This is a genomic window from Flavobacterium xizangense, assembly GCF_054075145.1.
This window is the reverse complement of sequence record NZ_JBSIPG010000009.1, coordinates 114,895-130,037: the sequence shown is the minus strand read 5'-3', so window position 1 is coordinate 130,037 and position 15,143 is coordinate 114,895. Positions and strand designations below refer to the sequence as shown.

Here is a 15,143-nt window from a genome sequence, read left to right as displayed (position 1 = left end):
ATATGTGATGAGAAAGTGAAATGATGTAAAAAAGCCCGTAATCTAAAAGATTACGGGCTTTTTTATTGATTTTTAGTTAGTTAAATTTGGGCTTTTAATTCTAAAATCAGGTTTTTTTCTCATAGATGAACTGGCAAATAATTCATCGTTTTTAAGTTTTACAAATTCGATTCCGAATTCTTTTCCCTGATACCAATTACTAATAAAGGAATTGGTAGCAGTATTTTGCGTTGTTCCAATAATTTTGGTGTCATTAATGAGCAAATCTTTTAAAATTATTTTCCCTAAAAATTCGTCGGAAATTGTAACGGTATCTGAAAATATAATGAGGTGGCTAAACCCGGATATTACGGAATTGGTCAATGTTAAAAAAGTGTTTTCTCGAATTAATATTGCTTCGTGTTTAAGTCCTTGAATATCAGTGCCTATATCTTCTGTATGCATCATTGTGATATTGGTAGCATTTACTCGGGTCATTTCTTTTTTGCTATCTAAAACTTCTCCTTTTCTGGTATCAACTGTTTCCATTTCAAAACATCGAGATCCGTAACTGTCGGACAGAAACGGACTTCTAATAGCAATACTGTTAGAGAGATTGCATTGGACACCTTGTGTAAAATCAAAATCATCATCTGCGGAGCGTACAGATACTAAATTGTTGGCATTTACATATCCTCCATAAAATTGAAAAGAGTCATCATCACATGAAGTCACCTGAATATATTCTAATTTTGTTTTGCTTCCAACTCCAGCTAATGATAGTCCATTTATTGGTTTATTAGCAGGTGTTCTTTTTCCAGAAAACTCAATCCGGACATATTTTAAAATTCCAGAATCACTCTCTTTGTTGTCACCGCCATACTGTGCTTTTTGTGGGTCAAGATCGAATTCTAAAATGCCAACTCCTCCGCTTTTGTTTATTGGTGCATCTCCTAAAAGAATAATGCCACCCCAGTCACCTGTGTTTCTATCTCCAGAGTTTTTATTTGAAGTAAAAACAATAGGATCAGTTTCGGTGCCTTCAGCAATTATTTTGGCTCCTTTAGTAACGACTAATGTAGTCAGAGTTGTAGCATCACACCTTATGAGCGTGCCAGGCTGAATGGTCAAAGTTACATTTGGAGCAACATAGACTGTACCGACTAATACATAAACATTTTCTTTTTTTAATGTCATGTTTGCGGTAATAGTACCATTTAGTATTATAGAGGCTTCATTATAATTGGTCGTTTTGGGATTAAAGTTAGTCCACATATTCAGCCAATTGGCATCACCACTAATACCTTTAGTGTTTTGTGCATTAATTAGGATTGTGAAAGTAAAAACTACAAGCAATATTAATTTTTGTTTCATAACTTCTATCTTTTTAAAATTATTTTAAAAAAAAGGCCAACCTTTAAAAAGTCAGCCATTTCACAATTTCAAACCATTATAATTTAGAAGCAATCTCTTTTTTGTATTTGTTCAGAATTGCTTTGGTCATTCCTAAGTTTGCTTTAGTGGAGTCAACTGCGAGATAAATCATATATAAGTTGTTCTCAGAAACATCAATAATATGAATTTGAGAGGTTAACGTAATCATGATATCTGAAACAACCTGATTTTTAAGCCCTAAAGCACTAACAGCGTTCATTTTTGCTTTTACGACTTCAAGGTTGAAAGCAGATGCTAATTCTGGATCGAAATCTGGAATTATTGAAAGCGAAAAGTATGACATTCCTGTTTGAATTTCTGCAATTGAAACTGCGATGAAGCCTGGTACATTTTTTTCTAGATCATCTCCGAATTGTTTTAAAAAATCTGACATAATTAGGTGTATTTAATTAGTTAATATTTGTTATTTCTTTGCTGTTGTCGACTTTACAAATATATTTTTAAAAATATCCAGCTATTAATTTTCTATAAATTGATTTCTTCTTTTTCCTGCTTTTTTTTTAGACTCATATCTTTTTTTTTGAATAAATTTTTCAAAAACGCTGATAATGAGATTCTTATGTTTTATTTTTTTGTCACCATTTAGTGGTTGTTATTTAAAATATTCAAATTATTGTATTTTTTAATTTAAAACATTGTTAATGAGATGTTTATGATTTTATTTTTTCGCCATTGGATGGTGGTATAATTTTTATTTTATTTGTACTGTTTTTTGTAAGTTTTTGTTTTTGTGTTATTTATGGTTTTATGCTTACAATTTTAGCCTTTTCGTGGTATTATATTTGTAAAAAAACTTTTTTGAGACTTGAATTTGTAGGAAGAATTTAAAATAAGTTCAATAAACAAGTATTTTTACGTAAGGTAAAATAGTGGCTTATAATTGGTTTTATCCATTTTTTGAAATCAGACGAAAAAAAAACTAAAATTTAGTTTCAGAATCTTATTAGGTATATCATTAATCTGATGAATAAATTTATTCTTTTGAATTCTCAAGTTGTACTTTAAATTTACCCCAATACGGATTATCTGCCATTTGTGAGTGTCCAATTATAATAATGTGATTTCCTTTTTGAGTGAGTTGTATTCTCAAATCCGTTCCAAAAGGCCCGTTTGAGGAGCTATCAGGAAAAATAATTTGGTTAAAACGAATGTTTCCATTGGCTTTTTCCAAAATAATCTTTCCGGTTAATTTACCTAAGTTTTCATTTTTGAATTTGAGAAATGCGCGCGGATGAATTGAATCTAAGTGGCCTTCGGCTATATATAGCCCTTTCACATCTTTAAAATTCATTAAAATAGTGTCATCTATCTGCTTGTTTTCCTCTCTGTTTTTTTGAATGGCAATTGTATCAGCAGAGACGTGAACAGAATTATTTTTAATTTCTTTTTGCTGACAGGAATAAAAGAAAATTGAGATCAAAATATATGTAACCTTTTTCATAACCTTTTTTAAGTTGAGTAGCTCAAATTTAAATTTCTTTGGAAAACTTTGGTTATAAAATACTGTATAGATTTTATAGGATTTAGATTTAAATATAGTCAAACTACGTTTAAAATAAATATGTTTCTTGCTAAAAGGAGTTTTTAATTAAGTCATTATAATAATTATTTAACTTCAAAAATTAAACTGTCTGAAAATAATTGCAGACACTTTTTTGTGTCAAATTCCCTTTGTTTTTGTCTCCCTTTTTAGTTTTTTTTTAATCATTTAACACAAAGTGTTATTGTTCAAATGTTTATAGGTGTAATTTGTAAAAAACAGGTATAAACACCTGTTCCAAAACTCTTTATATAAATTAATTTAGCATTGTAATAAAAAACTTTCAGAACTATTTTTTATCTCACAAATTATTTACAAATCAAAAAACAAATATTAACCAATTAATTAAAAAAAATTATGAATGACATTTTCTTAGGATCAATCATGGCTTTTGGTTTTGATTTTGCACCAAGAGGCTGGGCAACATGTAGTGGACAAATAATTGCTATTTCCCAAAATACTGCGCTTTTTGCATTACTCGGAACTACTTATGGCGGAAACGGACAAACTACGTTTGCTTTACCAGATTTAAGAGGCCGCAGCATGGTAGGTGTTGGTCAAGGACCTGGTTTAAGTCCTATTGTTTTGGGAGAAGTTAGCGGAACAGAAAATACGACGTTAACAATCAACAACATGCCTATGCACAATCACCAAATCAATGCTGGAACTGGTGCTAATCAGGTAAATTTAGCAACTAGCGCACTTGCTTATACTGGTGGAACAAATTCTAATGAAACGGATAGTGGTAGTAATTATTTAGGAGCAGCTGGTGCTACACCAAATATTTATTGTGAGCCAACTGGAACTACGGTTAAGGTTGGAGGTATAGCTTCTACTATAGGTGGTTCAACAGCTATAGCTGGAGGCAGTCAGCCATTTGCAATTAGAAATCCATATTTGGGTACTAATTTTTGTATTGCTATGGAAGGAGTTTTTCCTCCACGTAGCTAATATTAAGTATAAAACAGAGGTGAAGTATTTACCTCTGTTTTTTAATCTTATTTTATGGATAACGAAATCAAAATAGGAATTTTAATTCCAAAGTCACAACAGTATCCCAGTTTAGATAAAGATTTTATGAGAGGATTAAAGCTTAATGCTCTTAATGTAAAGTTCTTCGTTGAAAGCATTGGTATTGGTGCAGATGAGAATATGATAATTGAGAAAATTCAAAAAATGAACTTTCAGGAAGATATCTCAATTATTATCGGCTTTTTTGGACATTATAATATAACCGAAGTATATAATTATGCTTCAAAAAATGATATTTTATTATTAGCAGCAGATCTTGGGGCAACTGTACCTTACGAAGCCAAAGCTCAAAAGGGAGTATATATTAATTCATTTGGGCTAAGTGAATCGTGTTTTCATTTAGGTATCTATTTTTCAAATAAGAATTATCAAAAAATTGTTACTTCAACTTCTTTTTATGATTCCGGTTATGGTATGCTTACCGCTATTGAGCAAGCATTAACAGAAAAATCTAATTTTTCAGGGCATTATATAACTCCTTTTTTGCCAAGAGAAAACGAAGCTTTATATATGGATTATACCATTAGCAATCACAAACCCGATGCTGTTTTTGCATTTTACAGTGGTTTATATGCCGAGGAGAATGCCAATTTTATGACTCAAAATAAAATTACCCAAAAGTATCCTTTTTATGTTACTCCATTTTTTATTAATGATAAAATTCTGGAAGAGTATAAAAGCAATCCTTACAATCTGTATGTAGTCAGTTCATGGATGCAAAATGATACTGAAACATTAGATTTTACTAACGAATATTTCAATAGATATTCAGAGAATCCATCTGTCTTTTCAATTCTAGGATATGAAAATGGACTGATATTAAAGAGCATACTTCATAACGCAAGTAATTTTACTAAAAACTCTTTAATTGATGCCATTACAGAATTAAATATTGCCGGACCCAGAGGAATAATTCGCTTTGACAAGGAAACAAACAGAACAATATTTAATCATCATATCTATGAGATAAATCTAGATTCTCCTGATACTATAAGCTTTAGAAAAATTGAAACATTGATAAATGACGGACATTTTATTAAGGCTTTTACCTCAACTACAAAACCTGAAAAATTAGGCGGTTGGCAGAATGCTTATCTGTGTCATTAAACTAAATCGTATGTTATGAAAAAAAAATTACTCTTATTTATTATGCTTTTGTGTTCGTTTTTTATAGAGCAAAAAATAAATGCACAAGTTAACGCAGGTGATATTGCCTTTATAGGGTATCAAACTGGAGCACCTGCACAAGATGGTTTCACTTTTATTACCTTAAAAGCAATACCAGCTGGGACGACTATCTATTTTACTGATCGTGGTTGGAATCGAACTACTTCGACATGGGTAACAGGAAGTACTGAGATGCATTTGCAATGGAATGTTCCAGGGACAGTTCCCGCCGGAACTATTGTTTCGGTTATAGAAACAACAACTGCTGACCAGCTTACTGTTACTGGTACAACAGGTCTAGGTTTTGCATCTGGTTTTATTGGTTTTAACCTGAGTGCGGGTGATCAAATGCTCGCCTATCTTTCTCCTGCAGGTGCACTGCCTGTTTCTCCAAACGCACCTACATTTATTGCAGGTATACATGCAGATTACAACTCTGGCGATTATGATCCTGTTACAACTTGGAATACTGATAATACAAGTGGAGGACCCTCGAGTGCTCTTCCCTTGGGATTAACTAATGGTGTGAATTGTATTTCATTATATCCTGGTGTAACGGAAAAAGCAAATGCAAGATATACGGGTACTTTAACTGGTACTTCAGCAGACTTACTAGCAAGCATTAACAATATAGCAAATTGGGATAAATTCGATGGTGTTGATTTAGGAATAACTCCATCAGGCTATGTTACTCCTAATGTATCTACGGCTGTACTAGCAACCGTAAGTTCTGCTGGAGCTTCAAATATTAAAGCAGTTTCTGCTACATTAGGCGGTTCCGTATCTGCTGATGGAGGTGATTCATCTGTGGTTAGAGGAATTGTTTGGTCTACATCAGCAAATCCGGTTGTTACCGCTAATACAACAGTTCCAATTGGCAGCGGGACTGGTACATTTAGTGCTACAATAACCGGACTTCCTGCTGCTACAACAATTCATTTTAGAGCTTATGCGACAAATAGCGCGGGAACAAGCTATGGTAATGATTTGACATTTACAACCGGAGCTGCACTAACTGCGCCTACTCCTTCAAAAACTGATATAACTTGTAATGGAGGTACTACTGGTTCAGCGACAGTTGCACCAACTGGAGGAACAACTCCTTATACTTATTCTTGGTCTCCTTCAGGCGGATCTGGTGCAACAGCCAATAATCTTTCCGCTGGAAATTATACGGTGACTGTTACAGATGCTGAATCAACACAAATAACAAGAAACGTTACTATTAATCAGCCAAATGTATTATCAGGCATAGTTTCTAAAGTTTCGGTTTCATGCAATGGAGGTACCGATGGTTCAGCAACCGTTACACCATCTGGAGGAACAACTCCATATACTTATTTATGGTCAAATGGTGTTATAACCGCAACCGCATCAAATCTTGTAGGGGGAACATATAGTGTCACAATTACTGATGCGAATTCTTGCACTAAAACAATTAATAATATTGTAATTGATCAGCCACCTGTATTATCGGGTACTGCTAGTACAACTTCAGTTTCATGTTTTGGAGGAGCAAATGGTACAGCTACTGTTACAGCCTCAGGAGGTACTCCCGGATATACATATGCATGGTCGCCTTCTGGAGGAACGGCTGCAACTGCAAATGGATTGTCTGCCGGAACTTATAGTGTAACAATCACAGATGCTAATTCATGTTCAACAACGGTAAGCAATATTGTTGTAGGAGGCCCAACGAATGCTTTAATAGCTTCAGCTGGAGCTCAAACCAATATTTTATGTAATGGATCTGCAACAGGGTCTGCAACAGTAAATGTTACAGGAGGAACTGGTGCTTATACTTATTCTTGGTCTCCTTCTGGAGGAACTGCAGCTACAGCTACAGGTTTAACAGCTGGAACGTACACTGTTACTGTCACTGATGCAAATTCTTGTCAAGCTACCGAAAGCTTTAATATTATCCAACCGACTGCTTTAAATGCTACACCTGTAGCTCAAACTAATATTGCATGCTATGGTGAAGCTACAGGATCTGCAACTATTTCAGCTAGTGGAGGTACTGGTCCATATACATATTCTTGGTCACCATCTGGCGGAACTGCAGCTACAGCAACAGGATTAGCAGCAGGAACCTATACGGTTACTGTTACAGATGCAAATTTATGCCAAGCAACTCAATCCTTTACTATTGCGCAACCTGCTGCAAGCTTATCAGCAACAACCGCGACAGTAGGCGTAAGTTGTTTTGGAGGAAGTAATGGCTCTGCAAGTGTAACAGTATCTGGTGGTACTCCGGGATATACTTATCTTTGGGCTCCACTGGGCGGTACAGCAAGCTCAATTACTGGCAGACCAGCAGGAAGTTATACTTGTACTATTACAGATGCTAATGGTTGTACTCTTGTAAAAAACCTTACAATTCTTACTCCTCCAATATTATCAACAACAATTACAAAAACTGATGTTTCTTGTAATGGAGGGACGAATGGAACAGCAACCGTAAGCGTGACGGGCGGAGTCGGTGGATATACTTATTCATGGTCACCTACGGGAGGAAATGCAGCAACTGCAAGTGGGCTTGTAGCTGGTACTTACACTGTAACGATCACAGACGCTAATATGTGTCAGGTTACTCAAAGCGTTACTATAAATCAACCTGCTCTTCTTACGGCAACACAATCACAAACAAATGTTCTTTGCAATGGTGGTGCTACAGGTACCGCCACAGTAAATGTAACTGGTGGAACCGGAACCTATACTTATTTATGGTCTCCATCTGGTGGAACTGCGGCTACAGCTTCAGGGCTGACCGTAGGAAATTATAGTTGTTTAGTTACTGATGCCAATGGATGTAGTATAACAAAAAACTTCACCATTGTACAGCCACCAGTTTTATCAGCAACGACAAGTCAAATCAATGCAACCTGTTCAACTGGTGGTCAGGCAGCGGTGTCTGTTAGTGGAGGAACTACTCCATATACCTATCTATGGTCGCCATCTGGCGCTACAACTTCAATTGTAACTGGATTGTCAGCGGGTAATTATAGTGTCTTGATTACTGATGCCAATGGTTGTACATTAACTAAAAACTTTGTTGTCACTTCTACAAATACTTTAGTCGCTACTACTTCGCAAACTAACATATTATGTAATGGATCTGCAACAGGATCAGCTTATGTCTTACCAAGTGGTGCTCCAGGGCCTTTTACATATGTGTGGTCACCATCTGGAGGAAATACCGATACTGCATCTAATCTTAGTGCAGGCAATTATTCCGTAACAATTACTTCTTCTAATGGTTGTTCGATTGTAAAAAACTTTACAATCACGGAACCTTCGGCGCTTGTGGTTACTCCAAATTCTCAAACAAATGTTTCTTGTAATGGTGGAGCTAATGGTTCAGCAAGTGTTATTGTAACAGGAGGAACAGGTTCTTATACTTATCTATGGGCGCCTTCTGGCGGAACTGCTGCTACAGCTTCTGGTCTTGCCGCAGGAACTTATACAGTAACAGTAAAAGATGCCAACTTATGTACTAAAACACAAAGTTTTACTATTACAGAACCTAATGCTCTTATTGCAACAACAACCCAAGTAAATGTTTCTTGTAATGGTGGTTCAAATGGATCTGCAACGGTAAATGTGACAGGTGGAACTGCTCCTTATACTTATACATGGTCATCTGCTGGCGGAACTGCAGCAACAGCAACAGGATTATTAGCCGGAACTTATACCGTAACCGTTAAAGATGCAAATTTATGCCAAACAACTGCCAGCGTTACCATTACACAACCGACAACTCTTACAGCAACAACATCTAAAACAAACGTTACTTGTAACGGATCTAATGACGGAACTGCTACTGTAAATGTAACTGGCGGAACCGGCGCTTATACTTATTCCTGGTCTCCTTCTGGTGGAACTGCAGCAATAGCCTCTAGTCTTGCACCGGGGACTTATGTTGTAACGGTTACAGATGCAAATCTATGTCAAACGACCGCTAGCGTTACCATCACAGAACCTACCTTGCTTACTTCAACTGTAACATCTACAAATATATCTTGTAATGGTGCAAATAACGGATCTGCAACTGTAACAACAACCGGAGGTACGGGGACTTACACTTACTTATGGTCTCCTTCTGGCGGAACTGCAGCAACTACAACTGGTCTTGCACCAGGGAATTATAGTGTAAAGGTTACAGACGCTAATTTATGTGAGACTTTAACAACTGTAATTATAACTGAACCTGCAGCACTTGTTGCAACAGCATCTCAAATAAATGTTTCTTGTAATGGAGGTTCAAACGGATCAGCAACAGTAAATGTGACTGGCGGAACTGCTCCTTATACTTATGCATGGTCTCCTTCGGGAGGAACAGCTGCTACAGCTTCAGGCTTGACGGCAGGAGCTTATGTAGTAACTATTACTGACGCAAATGCATGTCAGACAACTGTAAATGTTGTTATAACTCAACCTGCGTTACTAACTGCAACAACTTCTAAAACCGATATTTCTTGTAATGGTGCAAATGACGGGACCGCAACAGTAAATGCAACTGGTGGAACTGGCGCTTACACTTATTCTTGGGCACCATCTGGAGGAACTTCAGCAACAGCAACAGGATTGAGTCCAAACACTTATACCGTAACAATTACTGATGCCAATGGATGTTTTATTACTAAAACAATAAACATAATCACAACTCCGGATGTAACTGCTCCGTTACCGAACGTTGCCAGTCTTCCGATGATTACGAACTATTGTTCTGTTTTAACATCCGAAATTGCTATTCCAACTGCAACAGATAATTGTGCAGGAGTTATTAATGGGACTACAACTGATCCTTTGACTTATAATGTCGTGGGAACTTATGTTATAACATGGAAATATGCTGATGCAAGCGGAAACAGTACTACACAAACACAAACTGTAAAAGTACTTGATTCTCCAATTAGTGCAGTCACTCTAAGTAATGCTGAATTTACATATGATGGAAATCCGCATTCTCTTCAGGTTGCAAATTTGCCAACTGGAGCTACAGTAACTTATTCAGCTAATAATATTTCGACAAATGCCGGAACTTATGCTGTTACTGCTACAATTACACCTTCAGCTAGTTCGCCAAATTGTTCAACAATAGTATTAACAGCTAATCTTGTAATCAAGAAAGCTTCACAACAAATTACATTCGGCGCTATTCCGGTTAAGACACTTGGAGCAAACAATAATTTTAATCTCGTAGCAACTTCAAGTGCTGGTTTACCAATAACTTTTACATCTACATATAGTTCTGCATTGCCACCAGCTACAGTTTCAGCAACTGGTGCTGTTACGATGCTAAGATCTGGTCAAGTCTTAATTACTGCTCAACAAGCTGGAAATAGTAATTATCTCCCTGCAACAGATGTTTCGCAATTATTAGTAATTCTTAACAACAATATCGACATTAAGAGCATTACAATAGGATCTAAAGTTTTTGAAAACCCAGGAAAAACAATAAACTATTTATTGCCTTGCGGTGACAATAATCCAACAGTTTCAATTGTCAACGAATCAAATGCGACAATTACGCCTTCTTTAAACTTTACTTTGCAAACTCCTAAACCAGGAATTTATACTCAAAACGCAACGATTACATCCGAAGATGGAAGTACATCTGCCACTTATTCTATCACAGTTGAAAAACCATTTGGTTTCTACGATATAGTACATCAAAAGTTCAACAATGTATTGCTTGTAAACAATAATCCACAAACAAACGGAGGTTATGAATTTGTATCGTACCAATGGTTTAAAAACGGACAATTAGTGGGAACGGGTCAATATTATTCAGCCGGTAATGATACAAGTTCAACTTTAGATGCTAATGCCGATTATATGGTAAAAATGACTACCAAAGATGGAAAAGTTTTACAAACGTGCTCAACAAAAATCAAACTTACAAATTCGCTTCAGGCAAAACTTTATCCTAACCCTGTTGAGGTAGGAAAAATGCTCACCGTAGAAGCTGATTTTCCTCAAGAAGAGGTAGAGAAAATGCAAATTAGTCTCTATTCTGTTACAGGCAAGTTAATCAAAACTGTGCAATCATCTACAGTCGTTACCGAAATACAATTACCTGAAACAACTGAAAGCAACATGTACCTTGTAGTTCTAGAAACTCCAAATTCAAAAAAATCTTTCAAAGTAATTGTAAAATAAATAAACCCTGCCAGTGCCTGATACGAAAGGCACTGGCATAAATTAAGTAAAGATGAAAAAACATATAAAATCATTTGCTGTAATTATGACGTTTTTAACGACATGTTTTAACAGTTTTGGTCAGGACAAAAAACACGAGTTCTCGATTTCAATTGGAGGCCCATTTTCATTTGTAAAAGCTATTTCTGCCGGACAGACTGTTGAGGGAAATGGAATGAATGCTGGTCTTCGTTATTCTTATTATCTAAATGAGGGAATAAGTATTGGTATTGGTGTTGAATATCAAACATATAGTTCTGATTTTAAATTTAGTTCACTTGGAGGTCAGTACAATGCTGTTGATGCTGAAAATGAATCATTTCAGTTTAGATACCGTGCAACAAATTATAGAGAAGAACAAAACTTAGGCTATATTAATGTTCCAATAGGTATTCAATTTGAAACGCCCGGAACTTCAAAATTGTATGTTGCAGCAGGAGCAAAAATTGGATTTGCATCAAGTGGAAATTATCAATCAACAATTTCGAATCTGACAACTAGCGGTTATTATCCGCAATACAATGTTGAATTGTTTGGCCCAGCATTTGCCGGTTTCGCAAGTACAGATAATGTAGAAACTCCAGAACAGGATCTTAATAATAAAGTTTCGTATTCCGTAACTTTTGAAACTGGTTTAAAACAGGTAATCAGTCCTAGAAATTCGATATATATAGGAGCCTATTTAGATTATGGATTGAATGATATCTATGATAATGATACTAAAAACCTTGTACAATATAATCCTGAAATACCTGTTGTTTTGCAACATAATAGTGTATCTAGTTCGGGTTTTACTACAAGTGGAAGATTAGTGTCTTATGGAATTAAATTAAGATTTGCACTAAGGTAAATTTGGATCCAATAAATAAAATTCTATTCAAGAGCTGTTTCACTAACAGCTCTTTTTTGTTGAGTAAATTTTTGGAGAATCTATAATTCAATATTCTAAAGCAGTTTATATAAAATCATAACGATCAAAGTAAATACATTATGAAAAAATACAAGCTGGAGATAATATCCTTTAAAGTTTATTAACCATGATGACGGTATAATTATAATAAAAAATGTCCAGCTTATAATTCGCAATAAAGCGCTGATGAGTCCTATTATCAGACTTGTCGTAAATGAAATATCTGCGAATTCATAATACCATATCAAGTAATAAATCCCAGCAAAACATATTCCGATGCCGTGATTAAGTATACCACTGACAATGAATTTCGCTGTTGGATGAAAATTCAAATCAATTCCGGTTAGTATAGCCGTTAGAAGCGTAGGTTCCCGATAAATTTCGCTATCTGTTGCTGAAACAGTCTTATAAAATAATCTGAGAGCACAATAGGCAATAAACCAGGAAGTGAATATTTGAAAGAGCAGGTATAAGGCCATAAAAATGCTGGCAGTAGTTTATTAGGCAAATATATAAGATTTAAATTTAGAACGCTTAAAAAAGAGTAGAGTCTTTGATTTAGGTTTTTAATGAGTTATTCATAATTGGATTATTAGTTAAATAGTAAAAGTAAATCTAGAAGTTTTAATTTTTACTGTGAGATAGTCTTAAGTCGTTAAATTATTTAAATTCATTGGATCTTAAAGAGAGTTAAAAAGAATTTTTAGTCCTGAATCTTCATCTAACCATTAAACTTGATTTGGATTCTTTAATCTAAGTTTTAGCTTATTTTTTTGATAACATTTTTCTTAATACTTTTTGAAATTTGGTTATACAAAATCTCACTTATTTTTTTACTGTATTGGATAATTTTTAAAAAATAACTAGTAAAACTCTAGTTTTTCTAAAATTCGGGAGGAATAAAATTGATAAAAAAAGAATATTTTGTCAATTTTATTACATACACTGCTTTTTAATATGCTTTTTTTTATTTTTTTATGAAAAATTTTATCAAGCAACCGGTTGTTTTTTTAAATGTTTTTTTATATTTGTAATAAATACACTTATTATTTATACGGATTCAATTATTTTATAACCACACATTTCAAAGAGATGTTAAAATACAAGAACAAATTAAAATGAAACAGCGACGAATATTTCTATTACTATCCTTATTATTTCTTTTTTCTTTTAATGAAATAAAAATTAAAGATTCCCTTGTAAAAACTAAAGTTGGGAAAATGCCTATTTTTTCTAATGTTGTTTATACAGGCAATGATAATATTTATAAAAATAATCCTTTAAAAGCAGATGAATTTTATACTCCAATTTTGCAAGGATGTTATCCTGATCCGGCTATTACCAGAAAAGGAGATGATTATTATATGGTTTGCTCTTCTTTCGCCATGTTTCCCGGAGTGCCAATTTTCCACTCAAAAGATTTAGTGAATTGGAGAGATCTTGGAGGTGTTCTTAATAAAGTTTCAGAATTTAATCCGCATGATACTGGAATTAGCCAGGGCGTGTACGCACCGGGTATAACGTATAATTCACACAATGATACTTTTTATATGATTGTAACTGCCTTTACGGGAGGAATGGGGAATATTATAGTAAAAACAAAAGATCCTATGAAGGGATGGGGAAGTCCGATAAAATTAGATTTTGACGGCATTGATCCCTGCATTTTTTTTGATGATAACGGAAAAGGATATATCGTACACAATGATGCTCCAGACAAGGGAAAAGCATTATACGAAGGTCATCGCGTAATTAAAGTTTGGGAATATGATCTTGTAAATGATACAGTAATTCCAGGCACAGATAAAATTATTGTGGATGGAGGGGTAGATCTTTCTAAAAAGCCAATTTGGATTGAGGCGCCTCACTTATATAAAAAAGATGGTCGCTATTATTTAATGTGTGCCGAAGGAGGTACTGGTGATAATCATAGTGAAGTTGTTTTTATCAGTGATAATCCAAAAGGGCCATTTAAACCCGCATCTAATAATCCAATCTTGACACAACGTTATTTTCCACAAAACAGGACGGATAAAGTGGATTGGGCTGGACATGCCGATTTAGTTCAGGGGCCTGATAATAAATATTACGGTGTGTTTCTGGGTATTCGTCCAAATGATAAAAATAGGGTGAACACGGGCCGTGAAACATTTATGTTGCCTGTAGATTGGTCTGGAATTTTTCCTGTTTTTGAAAACGGATTAGTTCCTCTTGAGCCAAAAATAAAAATGCCGAAAGGTGTTACTGAAAACAGAACTGGCAAAGACGGATTTTTTCCTAATGGAAATTTTACGTTTACTGAAAATTTCACATCTGAAAAATTAGATTACAGATGGATAGGACTTAGAGGACCTCGCGAAAATTTTATTTCAGTAACTAAAAATGGACTTGAAATTAAACCTTTTGCAGTAAATATTAAAGAAGTCAAACCAACTTCAACACTTTTTTACAGACAACAGCATAATACTTTTTCTTTTGCAACAACAATAGATTATCAACCCGCATCTGAAAAAGACCTGGCAGGAATTGTTTGCCTGCAAAGTGAGCGTTTTAATTATGTTTTTGGTATCACCAAAAAAGGGAAGGACACTTATATTGTATTGCAAAGAACAGAAAAGGGTCAATCAAAAATTGTTGCAAGCACTAAAATTGAAATCAAACAGAATATCCGTCTGCAGGTAAAAGCAACAGGAGACATTTATCAATTTAGCTACGCTGTAAATGGCGTTGATTTTGAAAATTTGGGAGGAAGTGTTTCGGGAGATATTCTTTCAACTAATGTAGCTGGTGGTTTTACAGGAGCATTAGTAGGTCTATACGCCACAGCAGCAAACGATGCTCATGCTGAGTAAAAAT

8 protein-coding genes are annotated in these 15,143 nt (G+C 34.9%); 5 read left to right on the top strand and 3 right to left on the bottom strand.

Annotation, left to right across the window (positions count from 1 at the left end; genetic code table 11):
* Nucleotides 1-72 precede the first annotated feature (72 nt).
* From ACWA1B_RS17715 to ACWA1B_RS17705, 3 genes are all read right to left on the bottom strand, one after another.
* Nucleotides 73-1,353, bottom strand: coding sequence for a hypothetical protein (locus ACWA1B_RS17715; RefSeq protein WP_456909195.1), 1,281 nt, complete (start codon nucleotides 1,351-1,353; stop codon nucleotides 73-75).
* 76 nt (nucleotides 1,354-1,429) lie between these two features.
* The gene (locus ACWA1B_RS17710; protein ID WP_456909193.1) at nucleotides 1,430-1,807 is read right to left on the bottom strand and encodes a hypothetical protein; all 378 of its coding nucleotides are present in this window, start codon (nucleotides 1,805-1,807) and stop codon (nucleotides 1,430-1,432) included.
* 600 nt (nucleotides 1,808-2,407) lie between these two features.
* Nucleotides 2,408-2,875: a hypothetical protein gene (locus ACWA1B_RS17705; RefSeq protein WP_456909191.1), complete on the bottom strand. Its 468-nt coding sequence runs from the start codon at nucleotides 2,873-2,875 to the stop codon at nucleotides 2,408-2,410.
* A gap of 456 nt (nucleotides 2,876-3,331) precedes the next feature.
* Here ACWA1B_RS17705 and ACWA1B_RS17700 point away from each other — a divergent pair, with 456 nt between their 5' ends.
* The 5 genes from ACWA1B_RS17700 (at nucleotide 3,332) to ACWA1B_RS17680 (ending at nucleotide 15,139) form a co-directional block, all read left to right on the top strand.
* Nucleotides 3,332-3,925 (top strand): phage tail protein, encoded by a 594-nt coding sequence (locus ACWA1B_RS17700; RefSeq protein WP_456909189.1) that lies wholly within the window; start codon nucleotides 3,332-3,334, stop codon nucleotides 3,923-3,925.
* A gap of 54 nt (nucleotides 3,926-3,979) precedes the next feature.
* Entirely contained in the window at nucleotides 3,980-5,113 is a 1,134-nt protein-coding gene (locus tag ACWA1B_RS17695; protein WP_456909187.1) for an ABC transporter substrate-binding protein, read from the top strand.
* Between the two features lie 15 nt (nucleotides 5,114-5,128).
* Nucleotides 5,129-11,338, top strand: coding sequence for a T9SS type A sorting domain-containing protein (locus tag ACWA1B_RS17690; RefSeq protein ID WP_456909185.1), 6,210 nt, complete (start codon nucleotides 5,129-5,131; stop codon nucleotides 11,336-11,338).
* Between the two features lie 52 nt (nucleotides 11,339-11,390).
* Nucleotides 11,391-12,227, top strand: coding sequence for an outer membrane beta-barrel protein (locus ACWA1B_RS17685; RefSeq protein ID WP_456909183.1), 837 nt, complete (start codon nucleotides 11,391-11,393; stop codon nucleotides 12,225-12,227).
* Nucleotides 12,228-13,405: 1,178 nt separating this feature from the next.
* Nucleotides 13,406-15,139, top strand: a complete 1,734-nt coding sequence (locus tag ACWA1B_RS17680; protein WP_456909181.1) for a glycoside hydrolase family 43 protein — start codon at nucleotides 13,406-13,408, stop codon at nucleotides 15,137-15,139.
* Nucleotides 15,140-15,143: the final 4 nt, after the last annotated feature.

What these genes read in the sequence shown, in the direction of transcription:
- ACWA1B_RS17710 (WP_456909193.1), bottom strand. Translation starts at nt 1,807, where the DNA reads ATGTCAGATTTTTTAAAACAATTCGGAGATGATCTAGAAAAAAATGTA.
- ACWA1B_RS17715 (WP_456909195.1), bottom strand. Translation starts at nt 1,353, where the DNA reads ATGAAACAAAAATTAATATTGCTTGTAGTTTTTACTTTCACAATCCTA.
- ACWA1B_RS17700 (WP_456909189.1), top strand. Translation starts at nt 3,332, where the DNA reads ATGAATGACATTTTCTTAGGATCAATCATGGCTTTTGGTTTTGATTTT.
- ACWA1B_RS17680 (WP_456909181.1), top strand. Translation starts at nt 13,406, where the DNA reads ATGAAACAGCGACGAATATTTCTATTACTATCCTTATTATTTCTTTTT.
- ACWA1B_RS17685 (WP_456909183.1), top strand. Translation starts at nt 11,391, where the DNA reads ATGAAAAAACATATAAAATCATTTGCTGTAATTATGACGTTTTTAACG.
- ACWA1B_RS17705 (WP_456909191.1), bottom strand. Translation starts at nt 2,875, where the DNA reads ATGAAAAAGGTTACATATATTTTGATCTCAATTTTCTTTTATTCCTGT.
- ACWA1B_RS17695 (WP_456909187.1), top strand. Translation starts at nt 3,980, where the DNA reads ATGGATAACGAAATCAAAATAGGAATTTTAATTCCAAAGTCACAACAG.
- ACWA1B_RS17690 (WP_456909185.1), top strand. Translation starts at nt 5,129, where the DNA reads ATGAAAAAAAAATTACTCTTATTTATTATGCTTTTGTGTTCGTTTTTT.